Here is a 26,355-nt window from a genome sequence, read left to right as displayed (position 1 = left end):
AATGAAATTACCACTAGGTTATTGAATAAATGAGACAAACAAAGTTTCGTATATTTTATGTGATCGTATCTCCGCGCGATATAACCACAGAAAAAGCCTCAATTTTTAGCCAGCACGGCAGGTTCTAATGTTGCCAAAATTTTTTCACACTTGACACAAGGCGGCCTAAAATTTCTTAATTTGGCGGTCCGATGTTCTTCGGACGAATGGATATGCGGCTGTGCATATCCAGGGTGGCACAAAAGCTAAAAACAATGCTTTGCTAATAAGGGAGCTATCTTATGAAAATCCAGACGATCCTTGCCGCTGGCGCAATGACCGTTGCAGCCGTTGCCGCGCAGAACGCACAGGCAGGTGCCGTTCTTGACGGCATCAAGGCCAAAGGTTTCGTTCAGTGCGGCGTGAACACCGGTCTTCCGGGTTTCTCCGCTGCCAATGCCGAAGGTAAATGGGAAGGTATTGACGTTGACGTCTGCCGTGCAGCAGCAGCTGCAGTTTTTGGTGACGCAAACGCCGTTCAGTACACCCCGCTGACCGCAGCGCAGCGCTTCACGGCTCTGCAGTCCGGTGAAATCGACATCCTGTCGCGTAACACCACTGCAACCACCACCCGTGATGCGAAACTGGGTCTGACCTTTGTCGGCATCAACTACTATGACGGTCAGGGCTTCCTGATCCCGAAGGCTCTCGGCGTTTCCAGCGCAACCGAGCTTGACGGTGCGACCGTCTGCGTTGAGCCGGGCACCACGACCGAGCTGAACCTCGCTGACTACTTCCGCGCCAAAGGCATGTCCTTCGAGCCGGTCGTTATCGAGAACATCAACGAAGCAACCGCTGCCTTCTTCTCTGGTCGTTGCGACGTTTACACCACCGATGCTTCGGGTCTTGCTTCCATCCGTACCCAGATGGCAGAAAATCCGGCTGACTATGTGATCCTTCCGGAAATCATCTCCAAAGAGCCGCTCGGCCCGGTTGTCGCCCAGGGCGACGAACAGTGGTCGGACGTTGTTCGCTGGGCTTTTGCTGCAATGGTTGAAGCAGAAGAGTATGGCGTCACCATGGAAAATGTTGACGACATGAAAGCAAACAGCACCAACCCGGGCATCCAGCGTCTTCTGGGCGTTTCGCCGGGCATGGGTGAAGCTCTTGGTCTTGACGAAGCTTGGGCATACAACATCATCAAGCAGGTCGGTAACTATGGCGAAAGCTATGAGAAAAACGTTACCGCCAAGCTTGGTCTTGAGCGTGGTCTGAACGCTCTGTGGACCGATGGTGGCCTGCAGTATGCATGGCCGGTTCGCTAATCGCTAGCAAACCGACTGCCTAAACCTACGAAGCTCCGCCCCACTGCCTGAACGCATGGGCGGAGCTTTTCGTTAGGTGCTTGCTGATTTTGGATACAATCTACACCTGAGGGTCATATGAGTAAGCCTCAAAATGCCCCGGGGGATGTTCGTTCCAAGGGCCTCGTTGATTATCTCAATGACGAAAACGTCCGTGCGGTGCTTTATCAAGTAGTCGCAATTGGACTGATCGTTCTTGCGGGCTGGTACCTGGTGTCCAACACCTTGTACAACCTTGAACAACAGAACATCTCAACCGGTTACGGGTTCCTTGATCTTGAAGCTTCCTTCGAGATCAGTGAAACCATGATCGACTACAGCGCCCAAAGCGACTATGCGACGGCGTTGATGGTCGGTCTTCTGAACACTGTGAAGGTGTCACTGCTTGGGATCATTTTGTGTACGATTATCGGGACAATCTTTGGCATTGCCCGCCTGTCCTCGAACTGGATCGTTCGCAAACTTGCGACTGTGTATGTTGAAACGTTCCGGAACATTCCGGTCCTGTTGCAACTGTTCTTCTGGTACGCACTTATTCCAAGCGCTTTCCCGCATCCACGCGACGCGCTGGAGCCTCTGCCCGGTGTTTTGCTGACGTCGCGCGGTATGTATTTGCCGGTGCCGGAACCTGATAACGCCTATACCCTTATGACCATTGCGGCCGTGATTGCCTGCGTTGTGATCTATTTCGTCAAGAAATGGGCCAAGAAACGCCAGGACGCCACAGGTCAGCCCTTCCCGATGCTTCTTGCCGGGATCGGTATTTTCGTCGGTCTCGTTCTGGCTGCCTATCTGGCAGGTGGCGCACCGACCGACATGAGCATGCCGGCCCTCAAAGGCTTTAACATTCAGGGCGGCTACAACATTTCACCTGAATTCATGGCGGTTCTGATCGGGCTTACGGTTTACACCTCGACCTATGTTGCCGAGGTTGTTCGTTCCGGTATTCAGGCTGTTCCGAATGGCCAGTGGGAAGCTGCCGACAGTTTGGGCATTCGCCGTTCTATTGCGCTTCGCAAGGTGATCCTGCCGCAATCCATGCGTGTCGCGATCCCGCCACTGACCAACCAGTATCTTAACCTGACCAAGAACAGCTCTTTGGCTGTTGCCGTCGGTTATCCGGATCTGGTTTCTGTTTCCAACACGACCATGAACCAGACAGGTCAGGCGATCGAGGCCATCTCGATCTTCATGTCGATCTATCTTGGTTTGTCCTTGTTGACCTCGCTCTTTATGAACTGGTTCAACAAGAAAATGGCACTGGTGGAGAGGTAACATGTCAGAAAACGCAAAATTACCTCCTCTTCCGACCGGCACCTTTTCCGAGCGTGCCGTGGCATGGTCGAAAAAGAACCTGTTTGATGGATGGTTCAATACCCTCCTGACCCTTGGTTCGATTGCATTCCTCGTTTGGCTGATCCCGCCAATTGTCGAGTGGGCCCTCATCAATGCGACGTTGGCGCCATCAATTGAGGCCTGCGCGGAAGCGACAGGTGCCTGCTGGGGGTTCGTTAATGCCAATTTACGACTGATCCTGTTTGGCACCTACCCGTTTGAAGAACAGTGGCGGCCGCTTCTTGCCATGATCCTTCTGATGGGCATCATTTGCGGCAGTCTGGGTGCGGTTAAGTATCCGAGCCTGCGCAAGGCAATCATTCCGATGTGGGTCATTGGTGTGCCGATTATTGCCATCCTCATGTGGGGTGGTGTGTTTGGCCTTACCTATGTCCAGAACAGCTATTGGGGTGGCTTGCCGCTGACCCTGATCCTGTCCTCGATCGGTGTGATCTTTGCCTTCCCGTTCGGGCTGCTGCTGGCACTTGGTCGTCAGTCGCACATGCCGGCCATCAAAACCGTTTCCGTGGTGTACATCGAAGTCATTCGTGGTGTGCCGCTGATTACGGTTCTGTTCATGGCATCGGTCATGTTCCCGCTGTTCCTGCCCGATGGGGTTACCATCGACAAGCTGCTGCGTGCGCAGATCGGTATCATCCTGTTTACCGCCGCCTACCTCGCCGAGGTATTCCGTGGTGGTCTGCAGGCCGTTCCGCGTGGTCAGTTTGAGGCTGGTGACAGTCTTGCGCTGTCTTATTGGCAGTCGATGCGTCTGATCATTTTGCCGCAGGCACTGCGTCTGGTGATCCCGCCGACCGTCAACAGCTTTATCTCCATGTTCAAGGACACCACACTGGTCGTGATTATCGGCCTGTTTGACTTCCTTGGCACGGTGAAGCTGGCACTGCGCAGTGACCCGGCCTGGACCAAATATTACGTCGAAGGTTATGCCTTCGCCGCGGCAATATTCTTCCTGATCTGTTTCTCGATGGCGAAATATTCCGCCTATCTTGAAAAAGAGCTTCGCAAAGGCGAACAAAGGTAAGGAGCGAGGAAAAAACAATGACTGTAGCAACTGAACCCACTACCGGCGCTGTGCCTCCTCCGTCCAAAGAGGATGTCATCACCGTCAACAAGATGAACAAATGGTATGGCAATTTCCATGTTCTTCAGGATATTGACCTGTCTGTTCGCAAAGGTGAGCGTATCGTTATCTGCGGCCCGTCCGGCTCAGGTAAATCGACGCTGATCCGCACCCTGAACCGCCTTGAAACCTATCAAAGCGGTGAAGTTTACGTCGACGGCATTTTGCTTGGCGACGATGTCAAAAACATCGAAGCCGTGCGCCGCGAAGTCTGCATGGTGTTCCAGCACTTCAACCTTTTCCCGCACATGACCGTGCTGGAAAACCTTACGCTTGCCCCGATCTGGGTTCGCAAGATGCCCAAGAAGCAAGCCAACGAACTGGCCATGCATTACCTTGAGCGTGTGCGAATTGCCGAGCAGGCCCACAAATTCCCGGGTCAACTTTCCGGCGGTCAGCAGCAGCGTGTGGCGATTGCCCGTTCGCTCTGCATGCAGCCGAAAATCATGCTGTTTGATGAACCGACCTCGGCGCTTGACCCGGAAATGGTCAAGGAAGTTCTCGACGTGATGGTCGAACTCGCCAAGGAAGGTATGACCATGCTTTGCGTGACCCACGAGATGGGCTTCGCCAAAGAGGTTGCTGACCGTGTGATCTTTATGGATGCAGGCCAGATCGTCGAAATGGCTGGTCCGAAGGAGTTCTTTGATAACCCGAAAAGCGATCGTACAAAGCTGTTCCTCAGCCAGATCCTGTCGCATTAATCGGCTATCAAACATCCGATCTTTGCAAAACGGCCCCCATTTGCGGGGCCGTTTTCATTTTTGTAAAAATGATCCTTGCCCAGACCCGCGCAATTGCCGAAACTCGGCCCAACACGTTCATCATCCGGATTGCCAATGACCACGCCTGAAACCAGCTCCGCGACCCGTCCGGCCTTTATCTCGGTTGAAAATCTCAGCAAACGGTTTGGCGACAAGCTTGCCCTTGATGATGTCAGCTTGCATCTTCCCAAGGGCGAAACCATGGCCATTATCGGTCCGTCTGCCGCAGGCAAAAGTGTCCTGATGAAATGTCTGGTTGGGATTTACGGGGCCGATGCTGGCAAGATCCTTTTGGATGGCGATGATGTCAGTCAAACCAATGCGCCGAAACGTGATGCATGGGCGGAACGCATTGGCATGCTGTTTCAACAAAATGCCCTGTTTGACAGTCTGAAGGTTTGGGAAAACATCTGCTTTCGACAGATTGAAACCGGCACTCTTAGCCGCAAGGAGGCCCGGGAACGTGCCCTTGATCTATTGGGTCTTGTCGGTCTGGCATCGGAAAGTGCGGATCTGACACCAAGTGATCTGTCTGGCGGCATGCAAAAACGCGTTGGTGTCGCACGGGCGATTTCCACCGATCCGGCGATCCTGTTGCTGGACAATCCGACCGCCGGGCTTGATCCGGTTCTGTCGAACCATATCGAACGCATGATTGGCAAGATTGCAGAACAACGCGGGACCACGGTGATATCAATCACCAACGACATGCATATCGCCCGCACCCGTTATCAGAACCTGATGATGATGCATGACGGTAAAGTCTATTGGGCGGGCAAAACCAAAGATATCGATGACGCACATAATGCGCATCTGACCCAGATGCTGAACGGATCGTCACAGGGCCCGATCACCATGCGAACCGGCAAACGCGAAGACCACGTCTATAGCTAACGGGGCAAACAACACCCTGCCCCGTGCCGGATCTAGTTGGCTGTATAGACCGAAACGTCGGCTTCGCGGATCACATCGGCCCAAACCGGCCCTGGATGACGATCGGTAAACAGAGCGTCGATTTCGGAAAGATGTCCCAGGCGCACCATCGCACGACGACCAAACTTCGATGCATCCGTGCACAGGAATGTTTGGCGGGCGTTGGAAATAATCGCCCGCGCGACGCGCACTTCACGATAATCGAAATCCATCAGGCTGCCATCCTCATCGACGCCGGATATCCCGACAATCGCGTAATCAACCTTGAACTGGTTGATGAAATCAATGGTGGCCTCGCCGATGACACCGAAATCGCGCTGTCGCACAACGCCACCGGCAATAATCACTTCAAATCCCTGATTGGCAGCACAGATTTCTGCAACATGCAGGTTATTGGTAATGATCTTAAGACTTTTATGGCCCAGAAGCGCATGTGCGACTTCTTCGTTGGTTGTTCCGATATTGATAAACAGAGACGCGCCTTCGGGGATATGTTGCGCTACCAGCTTTGCGATCTCGCGCTTGCTGCCAAGGTTTAGAACCTGACGGTCGGTATAGGCGGTATTTTCGGTGGTCGAGACACTGGCAGCCCCGCCGTGATAGCGGGCAATCAGGCCTTCTTCGGCCATTTCATTGATGTCGCGTCGGATGGTTTGTGGCGTGACAGAAAAATGTTCGGCAAGGGTATCAATGGTCATAAAGCTGTTGGAGGCGACAAGCTCCAAAATCTCTCTACGACGCCGATCCAGTTTCCCCATGCCTCTCTCCTTCTGTTTTCAATTTTCATCTTTATTGGAAAATTTTCATTCCTGATCAAAATGCTTTCTCTTGAGCCATTTGGCAAGCCTTGTCCGCCGAAAGCAAATGCACGCAGAATGCTGGCGATGCACTTCGTTAAGAGCAGAAAACAAAAAAGCCGGGTTTCATCCCCGGCTTTTTTGTTTTTGACTTGCTAACGATCACGCCTTTTTGCGTGCTACGATCCGCTCACGAACTGCTGGTTCAGTACCTGTCGGATCGACATCCCCCTCGCCAATCACAATCGCATCGCGCAGCAAGGTCGTTGCCTCTTCAAGCTGTGCCTCGTCACGGGTATGGGCCAGGCAAATTGGTGTTTCGGCCGATACCGGCTGTCCAACCTTGATGAAATCGGTAAAGCCGACAGCAAAGTCGATCTTCTGGTCTGCCCGCGTGCGCCCGCCTTTAAGCGACACCAGCGCAAGACCAACCTTTCTGGCATCCATCGAAAGAACACGGCCTGTCTTGGCGGCTGTTACCGTATTTATCATCGGGGCGGCTTCAAGATACTTGTTGGTGTTTTCGACAAAGTCCGCAGGGCCACCAAGACTTGATACCATCTTGCCAAAGGTCTCGGCTGCCCTGCCGCTTTCAAGCGCCTCTGTTGCCATACGCAGGCCATCGGAAACATCGGATGCCACACCACTAACGGTCAGCATTTCTGCCGCCAGCGCCATGGTGACGTCATAGACACGTTGTTCCTGGTGCGTGCCGGTCAGAAAGTCGATTGCTTCCTGCATTTCGAGAGCATTGCCAACTGTGTCACCCAGCACCTGTTCCATATCGGTCAGAAGTGCGACCGTGGGAACGCCGTTGCGGGTGGCAACTTCGGTGATGCTTTCGGCCAGTTCACGGGCGCGCTCATACTCGTTCATAAAGGCGCCAGAGCCGAATTTCACATCCATGACAAGGCTATCAAGCCCGGCTGCCAGTTTCTTTGACAGGATGGACGCCGTTATCAACGGGATGCTCTCGACCGTCGCAGTCACGTCGCGAATGCCATAGAACCGTTTGTCCGCCGGTGCCAGATCGGCTGTCTGGCCGATAATGGCGCAGCCGACTTCACGGGTGACCTTGGCGAATTCGTCAAGACTTGGTGTGGTGCGATAGCCCGGAATGGAATCAAATTTGTCCAGCGTCCCACCGGTATGGCCAAGGCCACGGCCGGAAATCATCGGCACGAACGCCCCGCAGGCGCCAACAATCGGGCCCAGCATCAGGCTTACCTTGTCACCAACGCCACCGGTCGAATGCTTGTCCACCACCGGTCCATCAAGGCCAAGCGCCTTCCAGTCAAGAACCGTACCGCTATCGCGCATGTTGCGCGTAAGCGCCGCGCGTTCATCCATGGTCATGCCGTTAAAAAACACAGCCATGGCAAGGGCGGCAACCTGCCCCTCGCTGATGCTGTTATCGGTGATGCCCTTGACGAAAAAGGCGATCTCAGCGTCTGTCAGAACTTCGCCTTCGCGTTTACGGCGAATGATTTCTTGGGGCAGCATGTGCTGTCTCCTGCGCACGTGTCGTTAATTCAAATTAGCAGCCTCGAAGTCATTCGACTTCAGGAAGCGCTTGAAAAATATTGCAGTAATATCTTGATAAGATTGGCCGAACCGGCTTTGGACATTTCCAATGTCTGCTCGTGGCTAAGCGGTGTCGCACTCATGCCAGCAGCCAGATTGGTGATGTTTGAAACCGCGGCGACCTTGAATCCAAGACGGCGGGCCAGAATATTTTCCGGCACGGTCGACATGCCGACCGCATCGGCGCCAAGGATCTTGAGCGCTCGGATTTCAGCTGGCGTCTCAAAGCTTGGCCCGGTGCACCAGCAATAGGTTCCCTCAAACAGTTTGATGCCAAGCTTGGCCGCCGCACCATGCAGCCCAGACCCGATTTCAGGATCATAAGGCACATCCATGCCGACAAAACGGTCGTTTCCGTGATAGCCGATCAATGGGTTCGGGCCAAACAGACTGATATGATCGGTAATCAGCATCAGACTGCCCGGTACGGCGTCAGGGATCAGTGAACCGGCAGCATTGGTCAAAAGCAGACGTTCTGCGCCAAGTTCGCGCATAATTTCAAGCGGTTCAGCCATCAGATCTGATCGGCCATGCTCGTAATAATGCGCCCGCCCCTGCATCACCGCGACCGACACACCGCCAATACGGCCAAGAACAAGTGTCCCGCCATGTCCGACCACGGTCGGGCGCGGGAATCCCGGCAATTCTTCGTAGGCAATGCTGATCGCATCACTTACGGCGTCAACCACACCACCAAGGCCGCTGCCAAGAACCAATGCAACTTCGGCCTTGAAACCCGGCGCCTTGGCGGCAATGACATCAAGTGCTGCTTTTACATTGCTCATTTGAGGTTCTCCGGCCCGAAGGAATGGGGAATAAGTTCTTCACGGCTCAGCGTCAGAAGCGTTTCACCTGCATCATTGATGATAAAGATGGTCGCATCCGGACCGGTAAATTCGCGGATCTTCTGGCGGCACCCGCCACATGGGGTACAGGCGATATCGCCCAGCCCGACAACGACGATCTCGTCAAAACGGGTTTCCCCTGACAGCACCATCGCCGAAATCGCGCCGGCCTCTGCACAGACGCCCTCGGGATATGCTGCATTTTCAACATTGCAGCCCGAAATGACCTTACCCTCAGTCGTGCGCAGCGCAGCACCGACAAAGAAGTTCGAATAAGGTGCATATGCCTTGTCACGAGCCGCAAGTGCCGCGTCAATCAGATCGCGCGGAGCCTGTTTATGAGCAACCATTTGTTTGATCCTGTTTTGATTACCTATCGCGCCTGACCAAAGCGCACATTCCTGGAAAAATATGGTTCGGGACTGCCTGTATCATAGGCCGAGACCCGAACCACGAAAAACTTAGCGTTCCTTGACGTATGGCCGACCAAGTGCCTTTGGCGGAATGGCCCGGCCAATGAACCCGGCCAGAAGAATGACCGTCAGGATATAGGGCAATGCCTGCACCAACTGGACCGGAACTTCGCCGATACCGGGCAAAACGACGCCCTGCAAACGCGTGGCTGCGGCATCAAGGAAGCCAAACAGCAGGCAAGCTGCCAATGCCGGGAACGGACGCCATTTGCCAAACACCATGGCCGCCAGCGCGATATAGCCTTTGCCTGCGGTCATGTCTTGGAGGAAGGATGCGCCCTGTGCAGTCGAAAGATAGGCGCCTGACATGCCAACAAGCACACCACTGCAAATTACGGCGCGGTAGCGCATCGCGACAACACCAATGCCGGCCGTATCAACAGCGCCCGGGTTTTCACCAACCGCGCGCAGACGCAAGCCAAACCGGGTGCGATACATCACCCACCAGGCTGCCGGAACAGCAAGGAAGGCAACATAAACCAGAATGTTATGACCGCTTAACAGTTCCGAATAAATCAGGCCCAGAACCGGAACGTCCTGAACGGCGTCGGCACCCGGGAACGTGATCGGCTGGAAACGTGATCCTTTATCAAGCGCTGGCGTTTTGCCGCCCTGTGCAAAAAGTGCAATCCCGACAAGGGCGGTCAGACCCGACATCAGGATATTGATCGCCATCCCCGAAACCACCTGGTTGCCCTTGTGCGTGATGCAGGCAAAACCATGCAGAAGCGAAAGCGCAATCGTGGTTGCAATCGCGGCCAGTAGCCCGACCCACGGGCTACCGACATAGAATGCAACCGCAGCAGCCGAAAACGCACCGCCCAGCATCATGCCTTCAAGGGCAAGGTTAATTGTTCCGGACCGTTCGGAAAACATCCCGGCCAGGGCCGCAAGAATAAGCGGTGTCGAGGTGCGCAGCGTTGCATCCAACAACAGGATAATCAGCTGAAATGTATCCATTATGCGGCCTCCCCGGCATCCTGGCGCAGGCGCCAGGATGTATAGATCTTTGTCACGCGCGGACGGAACATGTGTTCCATCGCACCGGTAAACAGGATGACAAGCCCCTGAATAACCACGACCATGTCATTCGAGATGGTCGGAATTTCAAATGAAAGCTCCGCCCCACCCTGATAGAGCATCCCGAATAGCAAAGCTGCAAGGAAGATGCCAAACGGATGATTGCGCCCCATCAGCGCTACAGCAATGCCAACAAAGCCATACCCGGCGGTAAAATCAATCAGCAAACGGTGCTGAACACCCATGACTTCGTTTAGCGCAACAAAGGATGACAGCGCACCTGAGATCATCATCGCGATGATGATAAAACGCCCGGGCTCAAGCCCGGCATAGGTTGCTGCCACAGCATTGGCACCAACTGTCCGGATGGCATAGCCCCAACGGGTATGCCAGATAAACAGCCAGACCATCACGCTGATGACGATGGCATAAACAAATGACAGGTTCAGCGGGCTTGACGCCATTTCAATGCCAAGCGCGCCTGCAATGTCATGAATAAATGGCAATCGCAAATGTTCGGCGATCTGTTCGCTTTCGGGCGTCATCGAGCCTTCCGGGCGAAGCACATTGACCAACAGATACACCATCAGTGATGAGGCGATGAAGTTGAACATAATCGTCGTGATCACGACGTGCGATCCGCGACGCGCCTGCAAGTAGGCCGGGATATAAGCCCACGCCGCGCCAAAAATCATCGCCGCCAACATCGCCACAACCAGCATGATCGGGAATGGCAGGAAATCGAGATAAAGGGCTGCCAACGTCACACCAAGGCCACCGATATAGGCCTGCCCTTCGGCGCCGATGTTAAACAGCCCGCAATGGAACGCGACGGCAAACGCAAGGCCGGTAAAGATGAAGTTGGTGGTGTAATAAAGCGTATAACCCCATGCCTCTTCATAGCCAAACGCGCCATAAAGCAGGATTTCAACCACCTGAACCGGGTTTTCACCAATCGCCAGAACCACAAGCCCGGATACAACAAGGGCCAACAGCAGATTCAGCAAAGGCAAGGCGCCAACGTCAATCCAGCGCGGCAGCTCGACAGTCTTGCTCATGCCTGCCCCTCCGCTGCCTTGGCTTCATTTGGGTCAACGCCCGCCATCATCAAACCAAGCACACGTTCATTGGCTTCGGATGCGGCAACTTCACCAATGATGGCCCCATCGCACATCACCAGAATGCGGTCGGCAAGCGACATAATCTCGTCAAGCTCCACTGACACCAGAAGGACGGCTTTGCCCGCATCCCGCATGGCGACAATACGTTTATGAATGAATTCAATGGCACCGATATCGACACCACGGGTCGGCTGGCCCACCAGAAGTAATTCCGGATCACGCATGATTTCACGCGCCAGAACAAGCTTTTGCTGGTTACCGCCGGAGAAATTGGCAGCTTTCAAGTCCGGATTGTCCGGACGAACGTCAAATTCTGACATCATATTGGCTGTGGCAGCTGAAATAGCATCCCAATCCAGAAGCCCGCCCTTTTGATAGGCAGGATCATCTTCATAGCCAAGAATGGCCGCCTCTTTGGCTGAAAAGGCCGTGACCATTGCCATGCGATGGCGATCCTCGGGCACATGCGCGACACCGCGACGACGGAGCTCTGCGGCATCAACGCCTTTGCCGGGTGTTACATCCTGCCCGTTCAGTTCCACGGTCCCTTCGCTGGCAGATCTGATCCCACCAAGCGCTTCAAGTAGTTCGCTTTGCCCGTTGCCGGACACCCCGGCAATGCCGACAATTTCTCCTGCGCGCACGGTAAAGGTCGCATTTTTGACCTTGCGCACGCCCTGGGCATTATCAACACAAAGATTATCGACCTTCAGCACGGTCGCAGCCGGTCTAGCTTCACCTTTTTCAAGGCGTAGCAATACCTTACGGCCGACCATTAATTCAGAAAGTTCTTCCGGGCTGGTTTCGGCTGTTTTGCGATGGGCCACCATTGCGCCTTGGCGCATGACGGAAACATTGTCCGTTGCGGCCATGATTTCGCGCAGTTTGTGGGTAATCAGAACAACCGTCTTGCCCTGTTCTTTCAGGGTATCAAGAATTCTGAAAAGGTGATCTGCTTCCTGCGGTGTCAAAACACCGGTCGGCTCATCCAGAATAAGAATTTCCGCCCCGCGATAAAGGGCTTTCAGGATTTCCACACGTTGCTGGAGCCCGACCGAAAGATCACCCACCGTGGCGTCCGGATCGATGTTTAGCGAATATTCGCGTTCAAGACGTTTGAGTTCTTCGCGTGCCTTTTCCACACCGTCGCGCAGAACAGCACCGCCTTCGACGCCAAGAATAACGTTTTCGAGCACCGAGAATGTCTCAACCAACATGAAATGCTGGTGAACCATTCCGATCCCGACCGCAATCGCGTCTTCTGATCCGTTAATTTCACAGAGCTTGCCATCGACGTGAATGGTTCCTGCATCGGCCTGATAAAAGCCGTACAGAATACTCATCAGGGTCGATTTACCAGCCCCATTTTCGCCCACGATTCCGTGGATAGTTCCCTTGTCGACCTTCAGGTCGATTTCTTTATTGGCATGTACCGCACCGAACCGCTTGTCTATACCGCGCAGTTCAATAGCGGGTTGCACGGCACCGGTTTCCCCGGCGCCGTGCATTTGATGCATCGTATCCGACACGACAAATCCCCGATTTGCTTTGACGTCTGCCTTACATTGGGCAGGCGCTATCGCTCATGTAATCGTGTACTTCAAGGTTACCGGAAATGATTGCTTCCTTGGCCTCGGCAACGGCTGCTTTCATCTCGTCGGTGATCAGGCTTTCGTTGTTTTCATCAAGTGCCCAATCAACGCCGCCTTCTGCAAGACCCAGAATGGTCAGGCCCGGCTCCCAGGTATCGTTGGCAGCAGCCTCGAAAGCTTCGTAAACAGCAACGTCAACGCGTTTCAGCATAGACGTCAGAACCGAACCCGGATGCAGGCCGTTCTGGTTGGAGTCCACACCAATGCCGAGTTTACCGGCATCTGCAGCAGCCTGAAGCACACCAACGCCAGTACCACCTGCAGCATGGTAAACAACATCAGCACCACGGTCGAACTGCGATTTTGCAAGTTCACCACCCTTTACCGGGTCGTTCCAGGCCGCACCGGTAGTGCCGGTCATGTTCTGGAAGACTTCCGCATCACCGTTCGAATATTTTACGCCCTGTGCGTAACCGCAGGCGAATTTGCGGATCAGCGGGATGTCCATACCACCAACGAAACCAACTTTGCCGGTCTCAGATGCCATAGCTGCCAAAACACCGACAAGGAACGAACCTTCATGTTCCTTGAAAACCACCGACTGAACGTTCGGCAGGTCTACAACCATGTCAACAATGGTAAATTTGGTTTCAGGGAATTCTTTAGCGACTTTTTCAAGTGCAGAAGCCTGGGAAAAACCAATCGCAACAATCGGATTCATGCCGCGGCGCGCAAAGTTGCGCATTGCCTGCTCGCGCTGTGAATCGTTCTGGATTTCGAAGTCACGATACTCAGTACCGGTATCTTCCTTATACTTCTCGGCACCCGTGTATGCCGCCTGGTTGAATGAGCGGTCAAAACGACCACCAAGATCGTAAACCACAGCCGGATTGATTTCTGCAGCCGAAGCAACGCCTGCATAGCAAGCAACAGCCGCGACCACCGAGGTCAGAAGCTTTTTCATTCCGATGCCCTTCTTTGTTTGAATTCTGATTATCTTTCCGCCAATGCCCATCTTGTTTGGCGGAACTCCCTCATCGAAAACACATGTCTCGCAACATAAGCAAAGCGGCGTTGGTCGAGGACCAATGCAGCGCGGTTTGGCATGCTGCGAATGCTCATGGTAACTACAAAATATAGTGCCCTGTAAATAGCTGAGCACGCAACACGTTGCAGAGACCTGTCCACTTGGTCAGCACCAATGCACTACAACCGGAACTTCAAATCGCATATCTGCGGGGTTTCCCTTAGTTTCGGGCCGATCGGGCTCAAACCTGAACCAACCTTTTCTGCACGGTAATTTATCTTTGTCGATGCGCGTAAATGGCACCAAATCGGGACCATTGAACCTCGAATGATTAAAATTGGTGCGTTTCCGATTCTTCCCTACACAAATGGATGGGTGCGAATTTACGGGCAAAAGCGATGTGTAATTTTAACCACACCGTCAACAACCGGACATACCGTTCGCGAAAGTTTGGTGCTAGCATTCCTCGGGGCAAAGATTTTCCGACCCACAGATTTGCGTTTTCATACTTTCCTTCCTGAACGGGACAGGAAGAGTGGATTATTGTTGGAGAACAGGAATGAAAAGAACAATTGCAGGGCTGCTGTCGGCCTGTACAATGCTCAGCCTTGGTGCCGGAAGCGCGTTGGCCGATTACGATTTGCGTCTGATCCATACCAATGACGTCCATGACCGCGTTGAATCGGTCACAAAATACAATAACACCTGCAGTGCCGAGGATGATGCGGAAGGCAAGTGCTTTGGCGGCTACGGCCGTCTTGCCACGGCCATTCGTGACGCCCGTGCCGAAGGCGGCAATGTTCTGGTTGTCGATGCAGGCGATCAGTTCCAGGGGTCACTTTATTACTCGACCTACAAGGGTTCGCTGACGGCTGAACTGATGAACCTTGTTGATTATGATGCAATGGCGGTTGGCAACCATGAGTTTGATGATGGCCCGGACGTTCTGGCAAGCTTCATCAAAAAAAGCCTTACCCCCATTTTGTCGGCCAACATCGAAGCCACCACAGATGGTCTGAACGAACTGATCAAGCCTGAAACCATCATCACAGTTGGCGGTGAACGCATTGGTATCGTCGGGCTGACAACACCGGAAACGGCCGATATTTCAAGTGCGGGTCCGAACGTCAAGTTCAATGACCTTGCGCAATCACTGCAAAGCTCAGTCGATCGCTTGACCGCCCAGGGCATCAACAAAATTGTCGCTCTCAGCCATTCGGGCTCATACGCCGATTTTGAGTATGTCAGCGATGTCACTGGTGTTGACGTGATTGTCGGCGGTCATGATCATCTTCTGTTTTCCAACAGTGATGACAAGGCATCCCATCCCTACCCGGTCGTCAAAAATGGTGCCGATGGCAAACCTCTTCTGATCGTCCAAGCATATGCCTACAGCCGTTACCTTGGCGACCTGAACGTCACATTTGATGATGCCGGTGTGGCAACCGCATGGTCGGGTGATCCGATTGCACTGGATGCCAGCATTAAACCGGCCGAGGACGTTCTTGCCGTTATCTCTGCAGCCAGCGGTCAGGTTGATGCCGTTCGCACCCTTGAAGCCGGCAGCTTCACGGCACCTGCAGATGGATCGCGCGAAATCTGCCGCAAGATGGAATGTTCCATGGGTTCGTTGGTTGCCGATGCCATGCTCTGGAAGGCTGGTGATGACTATCAGATCGCCATCCAGAACGGCGGCGGTGTACGTGCAAGCATCGATGAAGGCACGGTTACCATGGGTGAAGTCCTGACGGTTCTGCCGTTCCAGAATGCGCTGGCAACCTTCAAGCTTTCCGGTGCGGATATCGTTGCATCGCTTGAACATGGTGTATCGCTTGTCGAGGAAGGCAAAGGCCAGTTTCCGCAGGTTGCGGGCCTGAAATTTGACCTTGATCTTTCGCAACCTGCCGGATCGCGTGTTTCAAACGTCATGGTTGCCGATGGCAACGGCTTCGTACCGATCGAGACCGGCAAAATGTATGGCGTCGTTTCCAACGACTTCATGCGCAATGGCGGTGATGGCTACGCCCTGTTCCGGGATAATGCCACCGATGTTTATGACTTCGGACCGAACCTTGAACAGGCTGTTGCCGACTATATCGGGCTTAACTCGCCACTGACCCCGACGACCAAGGGTCGCATCAACCTGAAATAAACAGGTTTTCTGCGTGATCAAGCGACCGAAAGGCAGTCCGTTACGGACTGCCTTTTTTGTTTTTCTTGCCTTCATGCGCGCTTGAGGCTTATCAACGTCGATTACAGCACATGACCGTCACCTGCGTGACGTCCCACGACAAAGAGCACCCGTTCTCTATGACGCCTAATGCCAACATTCTTTGCTTTGGTGCCGCCCATTTCGACCGCACCCTGCAATGTACTGAGACTTTTGTGCCCGCTGCCTCGAACCCGGTTCGGACCTTGCATCGCAAACCTGGCGGTGTCAGCCGCAACATTGCGGTGCATCTGCGGCTTCTGGGCAATAATGTCGCAATGCTTGGTGCTGTCGGGGATGACGGGGATGGCGATCAGGTGATCGAGGCGCTGTCCGAACTTGGGATCGATACCCGCCATCTGATGAAGATCAGTGGCATGGCAACGGCCGGTTACACGGCCCTTCTTGATGAAACCGGCGAACTCGCGCTTGGTATGATGAATGCCGAGGTCTATGACCTGCTGACCATTGATCGCCTTGAACCGCATCTGGCAAACCTTCAGGCGCGGCCCTGGTGGTTGGTTGACGCGAACCTGCCAACCGAAAGCATCATGTGGCTTGCCGAAAACAAACAGACGACAAAATTGTGCGCAGCTACCGTTTCGCCCAGCAAGGCAGTACGGTTCAAGCCGGTACTTGATAAGCTGGACCTGCTGATTGCCAACCGTGCTGAAACACGCATCCTGACGGGTATCGAGATCAACGATCTTGCGCAGGCGAAAGTCGCGATCGAGCTTTTGCGCGGCAAGGGTATCCCGGATGTCGTGATCACGCTTGGTGCCCAAGGGGTTGTGTCCTCGTCAGCATCGGGGACGGCGTTCTGGCATCCGTTGCCCACCAAGGTCAAGGACGTCAATGGTGCGGGTGATGCCTTCTATTCCGGTTTTCTGTCGGCTTACTCGAAACCGCATACGAGCTTTGACGATGCTATGGCATCGGGCCTTGCGATGGCAAGCCTGACGGCAGAAACCGAAGGCACCACTGTTTGGGGTCTGACGCTGGAAGCGGTCACGGAACGCGCAGCAAAGGCCGAAAGCAAGGTCCTTTGACCCAAAGGGGCCATACCAAGATCCTGCTTGATGATTGCATGGATCATGCAACGCAGGTAGCTTGTCCTGAATTCAACTTCAAACCGGAGCCGATCCGATGCATCCATTTTTCATCTTTGTGAAATGTGAACTTGGCAAAGCCTATGACGTCGCAGCAGCGCTTGTTGAAGAAGTCGAAGGCGTTTCCGAAGTCTATTCCATCTCCGGCCCGTTTGAATTGTTGGTCAAGGTATATATTGATGACGGACAGGATATTGGGCGCTATGTGAACGAAAGTATCCACAAGCTGCCTCATATCAAGGATACGCAGACCATCATTACCTTTAACGCCTTCACCTGATGGCCAAACGGCAGACAAACCAAGCTTGCAGAACCAAAAGCGGCGCCAGTCAGGCGCCGCTTTCTTTCTGTCGGATGCAGGCAATGCAACCTAGTTCCTGGCAACATCCCGGATCACATCAAGAATGATCTCGGTCCCCTTTTCGATCAGCACAACATCGTCGCCAACGATCTGACGCAGCGCGCCGTCCGTGCGCGCAGGAAGTCGTGAAATCAGGTTATCGGGCAAATCGCGCTTGGCAATGCCGGGCGGCAAGGTACCACCGCGCTCAAGCTTCATGGCAATACCGGGCGGCAGGCCCTTGTTGCCTTTGCCCTTGTTACTCTTGTCCTTCTTGTCGCTATCTTGGTCAGTCTGCCCGGTCGCGATATCAAGCACATCACGAATAATGCGCCGTTCTTCATCACTAAAAATGCCACCACCTTGGGCAAGTTCGACGACGGTGTGATCATGTTCCTGATTGGCCGGATGTGACTGTACAGGTGTTGTCAGGGCAAGACTGGCACCGACAAGAACAAAACCGGTCGTAATTGCTTTGACCCAGCTGGTTGTGAACGGCATGGCGACCTCTGTCATCGTGAAAAATATCCAAACTCATGTGGGGACTTTGCCCAAAATTGCGACAAGCCCAGTAAGGATAACGCTTCACCGGCTACCTTTATGCCACACAGCAGAGAATATTTTTCTGGATTGGTCACAGGGCAGACCGCGGCCATAAAAAATGACGCATTCGACCTTACCATCACTCCGTTTTGGCGCTTTTCAATCCGCGAAGATGTTCAACCGAAAACACTGATCAATTTAACGCTATCATATTGTTTTCATAGACAGTTCATTATGTGATACAAATCACTCTCTAGTCGTGAAAAACGACGATAACGAAGTTTCATTAGAACAACAGAATTAATTTCCAATATGGCATCCGGTAGATTTTCTGTTCATCTTGCCAAGACCAAAGAAGACCTGAAAGCGGCGCAAGAACTTCGCTTTGAGGTCTTCTTTGGCGAATTTCACGCCAAAGCCATTACCGAGCAACACTCGGCCGGCCTTGATAGCGATAAATTCGACGCGTTCTGCGAACACTTGCTGGTCGTGGATAATGAAAATGACAAGAAAGTCATCGCCACCACCAGATTGCTGCTTTCGCAACAGAAACCCGCAGATCTGTCATACATCGCGCAGGAAGAGTTCTCTATTCCCCTGCTTGACGCTGTAAAAGACAACTGCATGGAAGTCGGCCGATCCTGTGTTCACAAGGACTATCGCGATGGCAAGGCCATTCAGCTTCTGTGGCGCGGCATTACCAAGCTGATTTTCAATCATGACATTCGCTATCTGTTCGGCTGCGCAAGCTTCCATGCCACCGATATCGAAAAGATCGCCTACGAACTGTCATACCTGCATCACTACCGATTGGATGATGAACCTCATATTGCACGCGCACTCAATTATCAGTCGATGGAACGCATGGCAAAAGACGACATTGATCCGGACGAGGCCCTTGCGAAATTACCCCCCCTGATCAAAGCCTATTTGTCGCTGGGTGGCGTTGTTGGCGATGGCGTCGCACTTGATCCCGATTTCAAGACGCTTGATGTATTGATTACGGTCGATGTCGCCAAGGTCCCTGACCAATACCACAGATTCTACAAAAAGCAGGCTGATCGCCTTGATCTCACACCTCTAAACACGTGAGTGCGATTACTGTTAAAAGAGACATCCGTGACGTCAAACAAGGGTTTTCAAGCGCTTTGAACCAGATGGCAACACCCCACATTACTGCACCGATCACACCAGCACAGCACGTGAAGGCAGGGCTCAAATTCACGACGCTGATGATCTGGCTGTTTGCAATGCTGATCCCTTTCCTGATCCTTGAAGGTCTCAAGCTCCGGGCCAGCTCACATATTGTCCGCATCTGGCACCTTGGTGCACGCAAGATCACCGGCATCAAGGTCGAAGTCACCGGATCGCCAAGCGAAACACTTCCTTTGCTGCTGCTGGGGAACCATACGTCTTACCTCGACATTCCGGTGATCAATGCGCTGTTCACCGTAAATTTCATCGCCAAGTCCGAAGTTCGCAGTTGGCCCGGGATCGGGTTCCTTGCGCGCTGTTGCCAAACCATTTTCGTTGAACGTCGGGCCATCAAGTCACACGAACAAATCAAGATCCTGCGCGACAAGATCCTGCCCGACCGTCGGCTGGTTCTGTTTGCCGAAGGGACAAGTACGGATGGCAGTGTCGTATTGCCGTTCAAATCGTCGCTGATGGAATTTGTGTTTGACGAAAAGATCGCTGAAGTTTGCCACGTTCAGCCGATAACCGTTTTATGCCTGAAAGACAGCGCGAGTGAATCTTCGCCAGAACCGGAAACGGTTCTTTACCCATGGTTTGACGACACCACCCTTGCCTTCCATTTCTGGCGGTTCATGGCAACGTCGGGCTGTACCGTCAAAGTCCATTTCAGTCCAAGCCGTGCGGTATCCGAATTTGACAACCGCAAGGAATTGACCCGATGGGCCCATGCCTGGGTTCAAAACGGCTATGACATCATCCTGAAAAAGGCTTGAGGCAAGCCTCACACCTTACGCGCACGGGCGTGTGCCCAGTCTTCCTTCATCTGATACCACTTCTTCTCACCAATCATCTTGCCGAGATACTGGTCAATGACCTTGAGCTTGAAGATGCTGGCAAGACCCGCCGCACGTGCAGGCCAGGTTTCAGGCAAGGCACGCAATGTCAGGCTGATGCCAGCCGTGCTGTATTCAATGAAATGCCACCAGCGGCTGGGGATAAAGATGGTATCCCCGGGCTCCAGAATGCATTCATAGCCGTAAATATCTTTAAGCTTGGGATAGCGTTCCAGATCCGGGTTTCGAAAATCGATATTGCACGAAACAGTCAGCGGATGCTGATACAGGTGCCGTCCGTTTTCACTTCCATACAGGATCACACGTTTGGTGCCGGTCATCTGCGTCAGAAAAACATGGCTGTGATCAAGGTCGTAATGGATGTCGACATAGGCGTCCTGACCACCGACAAACAGGAATGGATGATTTTTCAGGAACGTGACGCCAAGGTCAGGATATGAAAAATCCTCGCGCAGTTGCGGCATATGCTTGAACACATTGAACAAAAACATGCGAAGCGGTGTCGGCCCCGCCTGAATAAGATCAAGATATTCGCCAAAGGGCATGCTTTGGGTTGAATCGAGATAGTCGTTGTCCGAGTTCGCAAATGCCTCGCTGTAAAGCGGCACCTCGACATCGCCACAGCCCTGCTTCAGATAGTCATAAGACCATTTGTCCAATGCAGGCCAGTTTGCGGCGAAACTGCGCATGATGACGGGACGTTTGGGCTGAAGATACTGGTCAATAAACTCTTCTTTGCTCAGATCATCTCGTCGATCAATGCTCAGATAGCTTAACTGGCTCGTCATTCCGGCCCCGTCTGTTTTCTTGTTTTGCTGCACACCAGAACGCTCAAGCCTTTTTTCTGTTCCACCTTCGGCTTGGAGCTTTTCAGATAGATCATAGGAAACAGCCGAAATCAAGCTGGCTGCACCGGTGGCACTATGGACTAAACAGTTGTAATTTTTAATATCTTGCGATGAGCGAACGTGATTTGGGAACGGATCTGGCCTCACCAAGATCAATCGCGTCGGCCACGGCCCAAATGCGCGGGCTCGAAACGAAAAAAGCACCCTTTTGGGGTGCTTTAATCAATGGCGGGCAAGGAGGGATTCGAACCCTCGATAGGGCTTTTGACCCTATACTCCCTTAGCAGGGGAGCGCCTTCAGCCACTCGGCCACTTGCCCTTTATGTCCTTGGTGTTCCCTGCGGAACGACGCCTTTCTTAAACATCGCCATGGCGCATGTCAATGCCCGAAACCGGCGTTAAGGTCGTTTTCTTTTTAACAGTCCTGCCAAATAAAACCAGCAGCTTTTTGACTGCATTGCTCACTGCATTTCACGGTTGATTGGGAAAAGAGTCTTCAAACCATCACATGGCTGTCATCGGACAGAAAAAAACAGCTGTCATAACGGTGTGGTCGATTGGTTTTTCACCGTCTTTTGACGTAAATGCTGGTTGGAGAAAAATGCGTACGATCTATCAAAGCACGGATGATCTCGGTCATACCCTTCGCGCCCTCAAGATGACCAAGGAAGGTCATAACGACCCTGTTTACATGGGGCTGGTCATTCAGGACCGCGAAGTCCTGTTCCGCACCCGCGAAAACAGTTCACGCGATTTCGTTTTGCAGAAGATCAAGGAATTCGTCGCTGGCAACGCGACAAGTTTGGTATCCCAACCGGCCTGATGGCCGGTTTTTTATTGCCTGTACACACGCACCCGACCTGTTCTCGTCCATCCCGAACGGCTTGGGGTGCAAGCGATTTCAGTCGCGCCGGGGCGACGATCCCCGTTCGCCCTGCAACTTCACCGCCGGTCGTCTTGACCGGCGGTTTCTTTTGATTTCATACGCCTGCGGTTGCTTGCTTTGCGGCATATGCCCGCCACATCAAAATCAATGCAATGGTTAAAACCGGCAGCACACCAAAGTTGATCAGGCTCCAACCAGCACCGGCGATCAATGCACCGCTGGCGATCGTGGCGACTGTCGCCGTCCCACTGTTGCCAAGCTCCATCAGGCTTTGCGCATGCCCGCGTTCCGCCGTGTCATGCCCCTCGCCCAGCATCGTCGTCCCCGCCAAAAGCATCATGTTCCAGCCAATCCCAAGAAGGAACGAACTGATCAGGAAAGCGGCAACCGAAATGCCCGAGACGGCAACGCCAACACTTATTACCAGTGCAAACGCCCCGAATGATGCGACCCGGCGTGGACCGAAATGGTCGATCATTGGCCCGGAAACGAAGGCCGGCAAGAACATCCCGATCAAATGCCAGCGGATCACGTTGGCCGAAACATCCACATCAAATCCACAATATTTCATCGCAAGCGGTGTCGCTGTCATGACAAGGACCATAATACCCTGGCCAGCGGCACTGATGGCGATTGCGCCGCGGATGACTGGGCGGCGCAACAGACTGGACATGACCGCCCTGCTCGACCCGGCACGTTGCGGAATGCCACCGTCTGGCAACATGATCATCAAGGATGTGCCCAAGGCAGCCAGACCTGCCAGTGCCACATAGGCCCCGGCAAACGGAACTGGAAGTAAACCTTGGCTCGCAACAGCAATCTCCGGGGCAATTAGCGCAGCCAGAACACCCCCGCCCAGAACAAGGGCAGCAGCACGCCCCTTTTCGGATGGCGCGACAGTTTCCAGCGCCGCGTAACGATAATACATAGCCGACGCCTGATAGGTGCCAATCAGTGCGGCGGCAAACGTGACCAGCCAGAACGAACCGATATAGATGCCGTAAGCCACCATCAGGCCACCCAAAACTCCAAAGAGTGCCCCGACAAACAACCCAACGCGTCGTCCACGACGCTGCATCAACATGGCAAGCGGATGAACAGATACGAGATTACCGACCATAAGCATTCCAAGTGGCAAAGTTGCCATGGATGGCGCGGGCGCAAGCGATACACCGACAAGCGATGTCAGGGTAATGCCGATCAGTGAACAGGACCAATACAGCGCTTGTGCGAAGAAAAGCAGACGCAATGATCCATTGGTCAGCAACAACATGTTCCCAACTCCTGAAATTCAGACTGTGATGAAAGCCGTCAAACCGTTGTTAGTTTGCGGTGACTAATGATTTGCGGGCAAAGCGCTCCGCATATTCCTGGGGACTGACAGAAAGATGGCGCTGAAACGCCCGGCGCAGCGTTTCCGGATGACGGAAGCCGCACAACTCGGCAACCTGTCCAATCGCAAGGGCTTCGTCCTGTAACAGCGCACGGGCAGCTTCTACCCGAACCCGTTCGACATAACGCGCCGGGCTCACCCCCAGATCACGCGCAAACACCCGTGAAAAAGTGCGCGGTGTCATACCGGCACGTTCGGCAAGCGTTTCAAGTGACAAATCCTTGGCGATATTGCCGGGCAACCATTCAAGCAGATTTGCAAGCCGTGCTGTAGCACCTGTTTCAGGGATAAGATAGGCGCTGAACTGTGCCTGCCCGCCAGGACGTTTGAGGAACATCACAAGCCTGCGCGCAACGGACAAGGCCAAGGCACGACCAAAATCGGCCTCCACAATCGCCAGCGCCAGATCAATCCCGGCGGTGACGCCAGCTGATGTGAAAACATGTGGATCGCCATCCAGGCCCGCGGGATCATAGCTATGCAGCCGGTCCCCCATCATTTGGATTGCCGGGTAATCCCGTGCCATTTGTTCGCAACGCGACCAGTGGGTTGTGGCCATTTTGCCATCAAGCACCCCGGCCTCGGCCAGGACAAGTGCACCTGAACAGATAGACCCTAGCCGCGGCACGATGCCTTCGGCCTTTCTGACCCAATCAAGGATTTGCGGTTCTTTGCATTCCGTCAGAACACCAACACCACCCGGCACCAGCAAGGTGTCGACCGTTTCCAGATCAAGGTCGCGCCACGCCATATCGGCATATATTCGCACGCCACATGATGTCCGTACCGGCCCACTCGCCCCGGCGACAACGATCCCTTCGTATCCTTGTGGCCGTCCCAGCGCGGAAAGTTCGTCATTTGCCGAGCCAAACACCTGAAGCGGTCCGATGACATCAAGGCTCATGACACTATCAAAGGCATGGCAGGCGACTAATTTCGGGGTGTGGGGCGAGTTGGACATCATCGTAGCTCCTTGTCAGAGATACATCATGCCCAATCCCGGATGTGGCAACAATGACAAACACCCCACGAATCTTGCCAACCGACTTTCGTGGGGTGTTTTGATCATTCAACGCCAAAAGAATTCTTCGGGTCAGAACCCGCTTCGTTGCAACAATGCATAGAAATCGCGGATCGTGCCTTCCTTGGTCGTCATATCCTTGATGTCATCGACCAATTTGTCGGTAAAGTTGGGCTGTTTCAGATACCCAACCACCCTTTTACGGGCCATGGCAGCCGATTTGCCCTCGATCAGAACACCGCTTGAACAGAATTGAACCAGCATATAGGCGCGTTTGCGCAAATGCAGAGACGGATTATCAATGCGTTCAATCACCTTTTCACGAACAAGATATTCTGCCAGTCCGTCATCAAGCTTGGCGCCGATTTCAGCCTTCTGTTCGTCAGGAACGTTTGATGCCGCAAGCACGTCATTCATATGTTTGACGGTCGCCATTTTGTCGCGTGGCTTGGCGTCCGGCTCACAGAACGCGCGCAAAGCACGCATATCACCAACAGCGTCGCGCATCATTTCGTAAAGTTCGTCGGCAAAGTCTTCGACAATCCCGCTATTGGCAACCGCGATAAGCCAGGTCAGTTTCCGGAAGTTTGGGATCAGGCGACTGTTGATTTCTGCAACACCTTCGATCAGCGCCCTTGGGCCGCCAACATTGCGCAACCGCGCCCCACGTTCGGCAATCGCGCTGACCATGGGCGTGCCATAAATCACGCCCTGCTCTGTGATCAGGCGTTCAAGGATACCGTCCAGCGGATCCGGATCGCTTTCGTGGCGTTGCAGACTATTGGCACTGCGCAGTTCACGAACGATGTAATCAAACATCGCTTCCTGACTGTTGGCCAAAAGGCCAGACCCAAACAGCGGGTTCAGAAGTTCCAGAATGTCATCGGCTGCACCGCGATTTCCCTTTGCACGGCCAAGTGCGAGGTCAATGTGCAGGGTCACGGCTTCGCCAAAGCTGCGTGAACCGCCAAGCAGTTCCTTGAGTGCGACGGGAGAACCGAGAATATCGGCAATCACGTCATCAATCATCTTGCGGGCGGCTTCGTCCTTTTCATCGCCCTTGACCTTAAGCGCAAGGTCAAGTTTGCCGACCCAGTTACGGGTCGAGGACAGCACGCGCGTCAACGCAACCATGGTCAGGAAGTCGGTATCTTCCGCAAGGTTGAGGCGTCGGATTTCGTCACGCACTTCCGAAATGGTGGCGTCTTCGAATGCCGGCAGATCGACTTTTTCAACTTCGCGGGCGCGCGCAGAGAGCTGCTCAATCGCGCCATGAAGGTTGTTCATCGCCTCAATGTGATCGCCGTCAGTCGCCTTGGCATGAAGCCCGGCAACCTTGTCAACCGCGGTCGGCATCAAGGTGTCATGGAACATCAGCTTGCGCAGGTTCTGGTAATTGTACATTACCTCGCAAGGAGTCAGAATTTCCTGTTCGAAATATTTGCGCAGCAACCGGTTGATGGTCGCGCGGCTTTCTTTCTGCAAAAGGTCGTTATCCGTTTCGCACAACGGCGCTTCGTCGATCGAGGTTACCCGAACATCATCGTCCTGGTCATCGCCAGCACCTTGTTTTTCGAGAAGTACCTTTTCAATATGACGACCGTCGCCGCGTTCCCAGTTACGAATAACGCGCACGGCAGAGATCTTGGTTTTCACAAGCTTTTCAGCTTCTGTAACCGCCTCCTGTTCGACATCAAATGTCGAATGGATTATCCAGCGATCCCCACGCTGGACCATAACTTCAAATGTCGTATCCGACATGACGCGCTCTGGCTCCCTAACTTCCTGTTTGGGCGGCATAAGTCTGCCGTTTAACTAGTCAGGCGCGTGTCCCAATTTTTATATTTATTCTTACTTATACTGCTATTCGGGTTCCTAAAACAATAGTTCGATGCAGATGTTTTATATACTTTCGGGTATTTCTTTAGAATTTCCTGAATTCCCCTGCTCTTGGAGCTGGGAAATTCTGACAATCGA

The 26,355-nt window shown here is 53.4% G+C and carries 24 protein-coding genes and 1 tRNA gene; 11 read left to right on the top strand and 14 right to left on the bottom strand.

The genetic code is table 11. The features are described 5' to 3' along the window. Positions 1 to 281: 281 nt before the first annotated feature. The 5 genes from DY252_RS11745 to DY252_RS11725 all read left to right on the top strand — a co-directional run bounded on the left by DY252_RS11745 (position 282) and on the right by DY252_RS11725 (position 5,480). Positions 282 to 1,304 carry an amino acid ABC transporter substrate-binding protein gene (locus tag DY252_RS11745; protein WP_064789656.1) on the top strand — a complete coding sequence of 341 codons (1,023 nt, stop codon included), beginning with the start codon at positions 282 to 284 and terminating at the stop codon, positions 1,302 to 1,304. Positions 1,305 to 1,421: 117 nt separating this feature from the next. After that, positions 1,422 to 2,618 carry an amino acid ABC transporter permease gene (locus DY252_RS11740; RefSeq protein ID WP_063089712.1) on the top strand — a complete coding sequence of 399 codons (1,197 nt, stop codon included), beginning with the start codon at positions 1,422 to 1,424 and terminating at the stop codon, positions 2,616 to 2,618. Between the two features lies 1 nt (position 2,619). Next, complete coding sequence (locus DY252_RS11735) at positions 2,620 to 3,723, top strand: amino acid ABC transporter permease (protein ID WP_064789655.1); 1,104 nt, start codon at positions 2,620 to 2,622, stop codon at positions 3,721 to 3,723. A gap of 17 nt (positions 3,724 to 3,740) precedes the next feature. Beyond that, positions 3,741 to 4,526 (top strand): amino acid ABC transporter ATP-binding protein, encoded by a 786-nt coding sequence (locus DY252_RS11730; protein WP_040823744.1) that lies wholly within the window; start codon positions 3,741 to 3,743, stop codon positions 4,524 to 4,526. A gap of 135 nt (positions 4,527 to 4,661) precedes the next feature. Beyond that, complete coding sequence (locus DY252_RS11725) at positions 4,662 to 5,480, top strand: ABC transporter ATP-binding protein (RefSeq protein WP_064789654.1); 819 nt, start codon at positions 4,662 to 4,664, stop codon at positions 5,478 to 5,480. Between the two features lie 32 nt (positions 5,481 to 5,512). Here the strand turns inward: DY252_RS11725 and DY252_RS11720 are convergent, their stop codons facing one another. The 8 genes from DY252_RS11720 to DY252_RS11685 all read right to left on the bottom strand — a co-directional run bounded on the left by DY252_RS11720 (position 5,513) and on the right by DY252_RS11685 (position 13,915). After that, on the bottom strand, positions 5,513 to 6,277 hold the full coding sequence (locus DY252_RS11720) for a DeoR/GlpR family DNA-binding transcription regulator (protein ID WP_008890742.1): 765 nt from the start codon (positions 6,275 to 6,277) through the stop codon (positions 5,513 to 5,515). Between the two features lie 201 nt (positions 6,278 to 6,478). After that, positions 6,479 to 7,819: a thymidine phosphorylase gene (deoA, locus tag DY252_RS11715; protein WP_064789653.1), complete on the bottom strand. Its 1,341-nt coding sequence runs from the start codon at positions 7,817 to 7,819 to the stop codon at positions 6,479 to 6,481. A 59-nt stretch (positions 7,820 to 7,878) separates the two neighbouring features. Continuing rightward, positions 7,879 to 8,685, bottom strand: a complete 807-nt coding sequence (locus DY252_RS11710; RefSeq protein WP_064789652.1) for a purine-nucleoside phosphorylase — start codon at positions 8,683 to 8,685, stop codon at positions 7,879 to 7,881. Next, on the bottom strand, positions 8,682 to 9,095 hold the full coding sequence (locus DY252_RS11705; protein WP_008890745.1) for a cytidine deaminase: 414 nt from the start codon (positions 9,093 to 9,095) through the stop codon (positions 8,682 to 8,684). Before DY252_RS11705 ends, DY252_RS11710 begins: the two co-directional genes overlap by 4 nt. 111 nt (positions 9,096 to 9,206) lie before the next feature. Continuing rightward, the gene (locus tag DY252_RS11700) at positions 9,207 to 10,178 is read right to left on the bottom strand and encodes an ABC transporter permease (RefSeq protein ID WP_064789651.1); all 972 of its coding nucleotides are present in this window, start codon (positions 10,176 to 10,178) and stop codon (positions 9,207 to 9,209) included. Beyond that, a complete protein-coding gene (locus tag DY252_RS11695) occupies positions 10,178 to 11,296 on the bottom strand; it encodes an ABC transporter permease (protein ID WP_064789650.1) in 1,119 nt (372 codons plus the stop codon). The genes DY252_RS11700 and DY252_RS11695 overlap by 1 nt, the downstream gene beginning before the upstream one ends. Continuing rightward, entirely contained in the window at positions 11,293 to 12,876 is a 1,584-nt protein-coding gene (locus DY252_RS11690) for an ABC transporter ATP-binding protein (protein ID WP_082923543.1), read from the bottom strand. The genes DY252_RS11695 and DY252_RS11690 overlap by 4 nt, the downstream gene beginning before the upstream one ends. Positions 12,877 to 12,919: 43 nt before the next feature. Then, positions 12,920 to 13,915 carry a BMP family lipoprotein gene (locus DY252_RS11685; protein WP_008890749.1) on the bottom strand — a complete coding sequence of 332 codons (996 nt, stop codon included), beginning with the start codon at positions 13,913 to 13,915 and terminating at the stop codon, positions 12,920 to 12,922. Positions 13,916 to 14,537: 622 nt separating this feature from the next. Here DY252_RS11685 and DY252_RS11680 point away from each other — a divergent pair. The 3 genes from DY252_RS11680 to DY252_RS11670 all read left to right on the top strand — a co-directional run bounded on the left by DY252_RS11680 (position 14,538) and on the right by DY252_RS11670 (position 17,576). Next, a complete protein-coding gene (locus tag DY252_RS11680) occupies positions 14,538 to 16,130 on the top strand; it encodes a bifunctional metallophosphatase/5'-nucleotidase (protein ID WP_064789649.1) in 1,593 nt (530 codons plus the stop codon). 158 nt (positions 16,131 to 16,288) lie between these two features. Next, a complete protein-coding gene (locus tag DY252_RS11675; protein WP_064789648.1) occupies positions 16,289 to 17,236 on the top strand; it encodes a carbohydrate kinase family protein in 948 nt (315 codons plus the stop codon). A 97-nt stretch (positions 17,237 to 17,333) separates the two neighbouring features. Continuing rightward, the gene (locus DY252_RS11670; RefSeq protein WP_063089733.1) at positions 17,334 to 17,576 is read left to right on the top strand and encodes an Lrp/AsnC ligand binding domain-containing protein; all 243 of its coding nucleotides are present in this window, start codon (positions 17,334 to 17,336) and stop codon (positions 17,574 to 17,576) included. Between the two features lie 90 nt (positions 17,577 to 17,666). On the opposite strand, the gene DY252_RS11665 is transcribed toward DY252_RS11670, so the two are convergent. Continuing rightward, positions 17,667 to 18,152 (bottom strand): hypothetical protein, encoded by a 486-nt coding sequence (locus DY252_RS11665; protein ID WP_231959759.1) that lies wholly within the window; start codon positions 18,150 to 18,152, stop codon positions 17,667 to 17,669. Between the two features lie 339 nt (positions 18,153 to 18,491). On the opposite strand from DY252_RS11665, the gene DY252_RS11660 reads away from it, so the two are divergent. Both DY252_RS11660 and DY252_RS11655 read left to right on the top strand, forming a co-directional pair. Continuing rightward, a complete protein-coding gene (locus tag DY252_RS11660; protein WP_064789647.1) occupies positions 18,492 to 19,271 on the top strand; it encodes a GNAT family N-acetyltransferase in 780 nt (259 codons plus the stop codon). Positions 19,272 to 19,336: 65 nt separating this feature from the next. Beyond that, positions 19,337 to 20,149 carry a lysophospholipid acyltransferase family protein gene (locus DY252_RS11655; RefSeq protein ID WP_064789646.1) on the top strand — a complete coding sequence of 271 codons (813 nt, stop codon included), beginning with the start codon at positions 19,337 to 19,339 and terminating at the stop codon, positions 20,147 to 20,149. An 8-nt stretch (positions 20,150 to 20,157) separates the two neighbouring features. Here DY252_RS11655 and DY252_RS11650 read toward each other — a convergent pair whose 3' ends face one another. Further along, entirely contained in the window at positions 20,158 to 21,018 is an 861-nt protein-coding gene (locus tag DY252_RS11650; RefSeq protein ID WP_064789701.1) for a cupin-like domain-containing protein, read from the bottom strand. Between the two features lie 286 nt (positions 21,019 to 21,304). Next, positions 21,305 to 21,397 (bottom strand) — tRNA-Ser (locus DY252_RS11645). A 282-nt stretch (positions 21,398 to 21,679) separates the two neighbouring features. Between DY252_RS11645 and DY252_RS11640 the strand changes: the two genes are divergently transcribed. Further along, positions 21,680 to 21,901 carry a hypothetical protein gene (locus tag DY252_RS11640; RefSeq protein WP_008890757.1) on the top strand — a complete coding sequence of 74 codons (222 nt, stop codon included), beginning with the start codon at positions 21,680 to 21,682 and terminating at the stop codon, positions 21,899 to 21,901. A gap of 157 nt (positions 21,902 to 22,058) precedes the next feature. Here DY252_RS11640 and DY252_RS11635 read toward each other — a convergent pair whose 3' ends face one another. The 3 genes from DY252_RS11635 to DY252_RS11625 all read right to left on the bottom strand — a co-directional run bounded on the left by DY252_RS11635 (position 22,059) and on the right by DY252_RS11625 (position 26,139). Continuing rightward, positions 22,059 to 23,237 (bottom strand): MFS transporter, encoded by a 1,179-nt coding sequence (locus DY252_RS11635; RefSeq protein ID WP_064789645.1) that lies wholly within the window; start codon positions 23,235 to 23,237, stop codon positions 22,059 to 22,061. A 49-nt stretch (positions 23,238 to 23,286) separates the two neighbouring features. Then, positions 23,287 to 24,321 (bottom strand): GlxA family transcriptional regulator, encoded by a 1,035-nt coding sequence (locus DY252_RS11630; protein WP_231959758.1) that lies wholly within the window; start codon positions 24,319 to 24,321, stop codon positions 23,287 to 23,289. A 129-nt stretch (positions 24,322 to 24,450) separates the two neighbouring features. Continuing rightward, entirely contained in the window at positions 24,451 to 26,139 is a 1,689-nt protein-coding gene (locus DY252_RS11625; RefSeq protein ID WP_008890760.1) for a hypothetical protein, read from the bottom strand. Positions 26,140 to 26,355 lie beyond the last annotated feature (216 nt).

The sequence above is a fragment of the Thalassospira indica genome, from assembly GCF_003403095.1.
In the GTDB taxonomy this organism is placed as follows: Bacteria; Pseudomonadota; Alphaproteobacteria; order Rhodospirillales; family Thalassospiraceae; genus Thalassospira; species Thalassospira indica.
This window is presented reverse-complemented; position numbering and strand designations above follow the sequence as displayed.

Excerpts from the sequence above, each read along its gene's own strand:
- DY252_RS11745 (WP_064789656.1), top strand. The coding sequence starts at position 282 with ATGAAAATCCAGACGATCCTTGCCGCTGGCGCAATGACCGTTGCAGCC.
- DY252_RS11740 (WP_063089712.1), top strand. The coding sequence starts at position 1,422 with ATGAGTAAGCCTCAAAATGCCCCGGGGGATGTTCGTTCCAAGGGCCTC.
- DY252_RS11735 (WP_064789655.1), top strand. The coding sequence starts at position 2,620 with ATGTCAGAAAACGCAAAATTACCTCCTCTTCCGACCGGCACCTTTTCC.
- DY252_RS11730 (WP_040823744.1), top strand. The coding sequence starts at position 3,741 with ATGACTGTAGCAACTGAACCCACTACCGGCGCTGTGCCTCCTCCGTCC.
- DY252_RS11725 (WP_064789654.1), top strand. The coding sequence starts at position 4,662 with ATGACCACGCCTGAAACCAGCTCCGCGACCCGTCCGGCCTTTATCTCG.
- DY252_RS11720 (WP_008890742.1), bottom strand. The coding sequence starts at position 6,277 with ATGGGGAAACTGGATCGGCGTCGTAGAGAGATTTTGGAGCTTGTCGCC.
- deoA (WP_064789653.1), bottom strand. The coding sequence starts at position 7,819 with ATGCTGCCCCAAGAAATCATTCGCCGTAAACGCGAAGGCGAAGTTCTG.
- DY252_RS11710 (WP_064789652.1), bottom strand. The coding sequence starts at position 8,685 with ATGAGCAATGTAAAAGCAGCACTTGATGTCATTGCCGCCAAGGCGCCG.
- DY252_RS11705 (WP_008890745.1), bottom strand. The coding sequence starts at position 9,095 with ATGGTTGCTCATAAACAGGCTCCGCGCGATCTGATTGACGCGGCACTT.
- DY252_RS11700 (WP_064789651.1), bottom strand. The coding sequence starts at position 10,178 with ATGGATACATTTCAGCTGATTATCCTGTTGTTGGATGCAACGCTGCGC.
- DY252_RS11695 (WP_064789650.1), bottom strand. The coding sequence starts at position 11,296 with ATGAGCAAGACTGTCGAGCTGCCGCGCTGGATTGACGTTGGCGCCTTG.
- DY252_RS11690 (WP_082923543.1), bottom strand. The coding sequence starts at position 12,876 with ATGCATCAAATGCACGGCGCCGGGGAAACCGGTGCCGTGCAACCCGCT.
- DY252_RS11685 (WP_008890749.1), bottom strand. The coding sequence starts at position 13,915 with ATGAAAAAGCTTCTGACCTCGGTGGTCGCGGCTGTTGCTTGCTATGCA.
- DY252_RS11680 (WP_064789649.1), top strand. The coding sequence starts at position 14,538 with ATGAAAAGAACAATTGCAGGGCTGCTGTCGGCCTGTACAATGCTCAGC.
- DY252_RS11675 (WP_064789648.1), top strand. The coding sequence starts at position 16,289 with ATGACGCCTAATGCCAACATTCTTTGCTTTGGTGCCGCCCATTTCGAC.
- DY252_RS11670 (WP_063089733.1), top strand. The coding sequence starts at position 17,334 with ATGCATCCATTTTTCATCTTTGTGAAATGTGAACTTGGCAAAGCCTAT.
- DY252_RS11665 (WP_231959759.1), bottom strand. The coding sequence starts at position 18,152 with ATGACAGAGGTCGCCATGCCGTTCACAACCAGCTGGGTCAAAGCAATT.
- DY252_RS11660 (WP_064789647.1), top strand. The coding sequence starts at position 18,492 with ATGGCATCCGGTAGATTTTCTGTTCATCTTGCCAAGACCAAAGAAGAC.
- DY252_RS11655 (WP_064789646.1), top strand. The coding sequence starts at position 19,337 with ATGGCAACACCCCACATTACTGCACCGATCACACCAGCACAGCACGTG.
- DY252_RS11650 (WP_064789701.1), bottom strand. The coding sequence starts at position 21,018 with ATGACGAGCCAGTTAAGCTATCTGAGCATTGATCGACGAGATGATCTG.
- DY252_RS11640 (WP_008890757.1), top strand. The coding sequence starts at position 21,680 with ATGCGTACGATCTATCAAAGCACGGATGATCTCGGTCATACCCTTCGC.
- DY252_RS11635 (WP_064789645.1), bottom strand. The coding sequence starts at position 23,237 with ATGTTGTTGCTGACCAATGGATCATTGCGTCTGCTTTTCTTCGCACAA.
- DY252_RS11630 (WP_231959758.1), bottom strand. The coding sequence starts at position 24,321 with ATGATGTCCAACTCGCCCCACACCCCGAAATTAGTCGCCTGCCATGCC.
- DY252_RS11625 (WP_008890760.1), bottom strand. The coding sequence starts at position 26,139 with ATGTCGGATACGACATTTGAAGTTATGGTCCAGCGTGGGGATCGCTGG.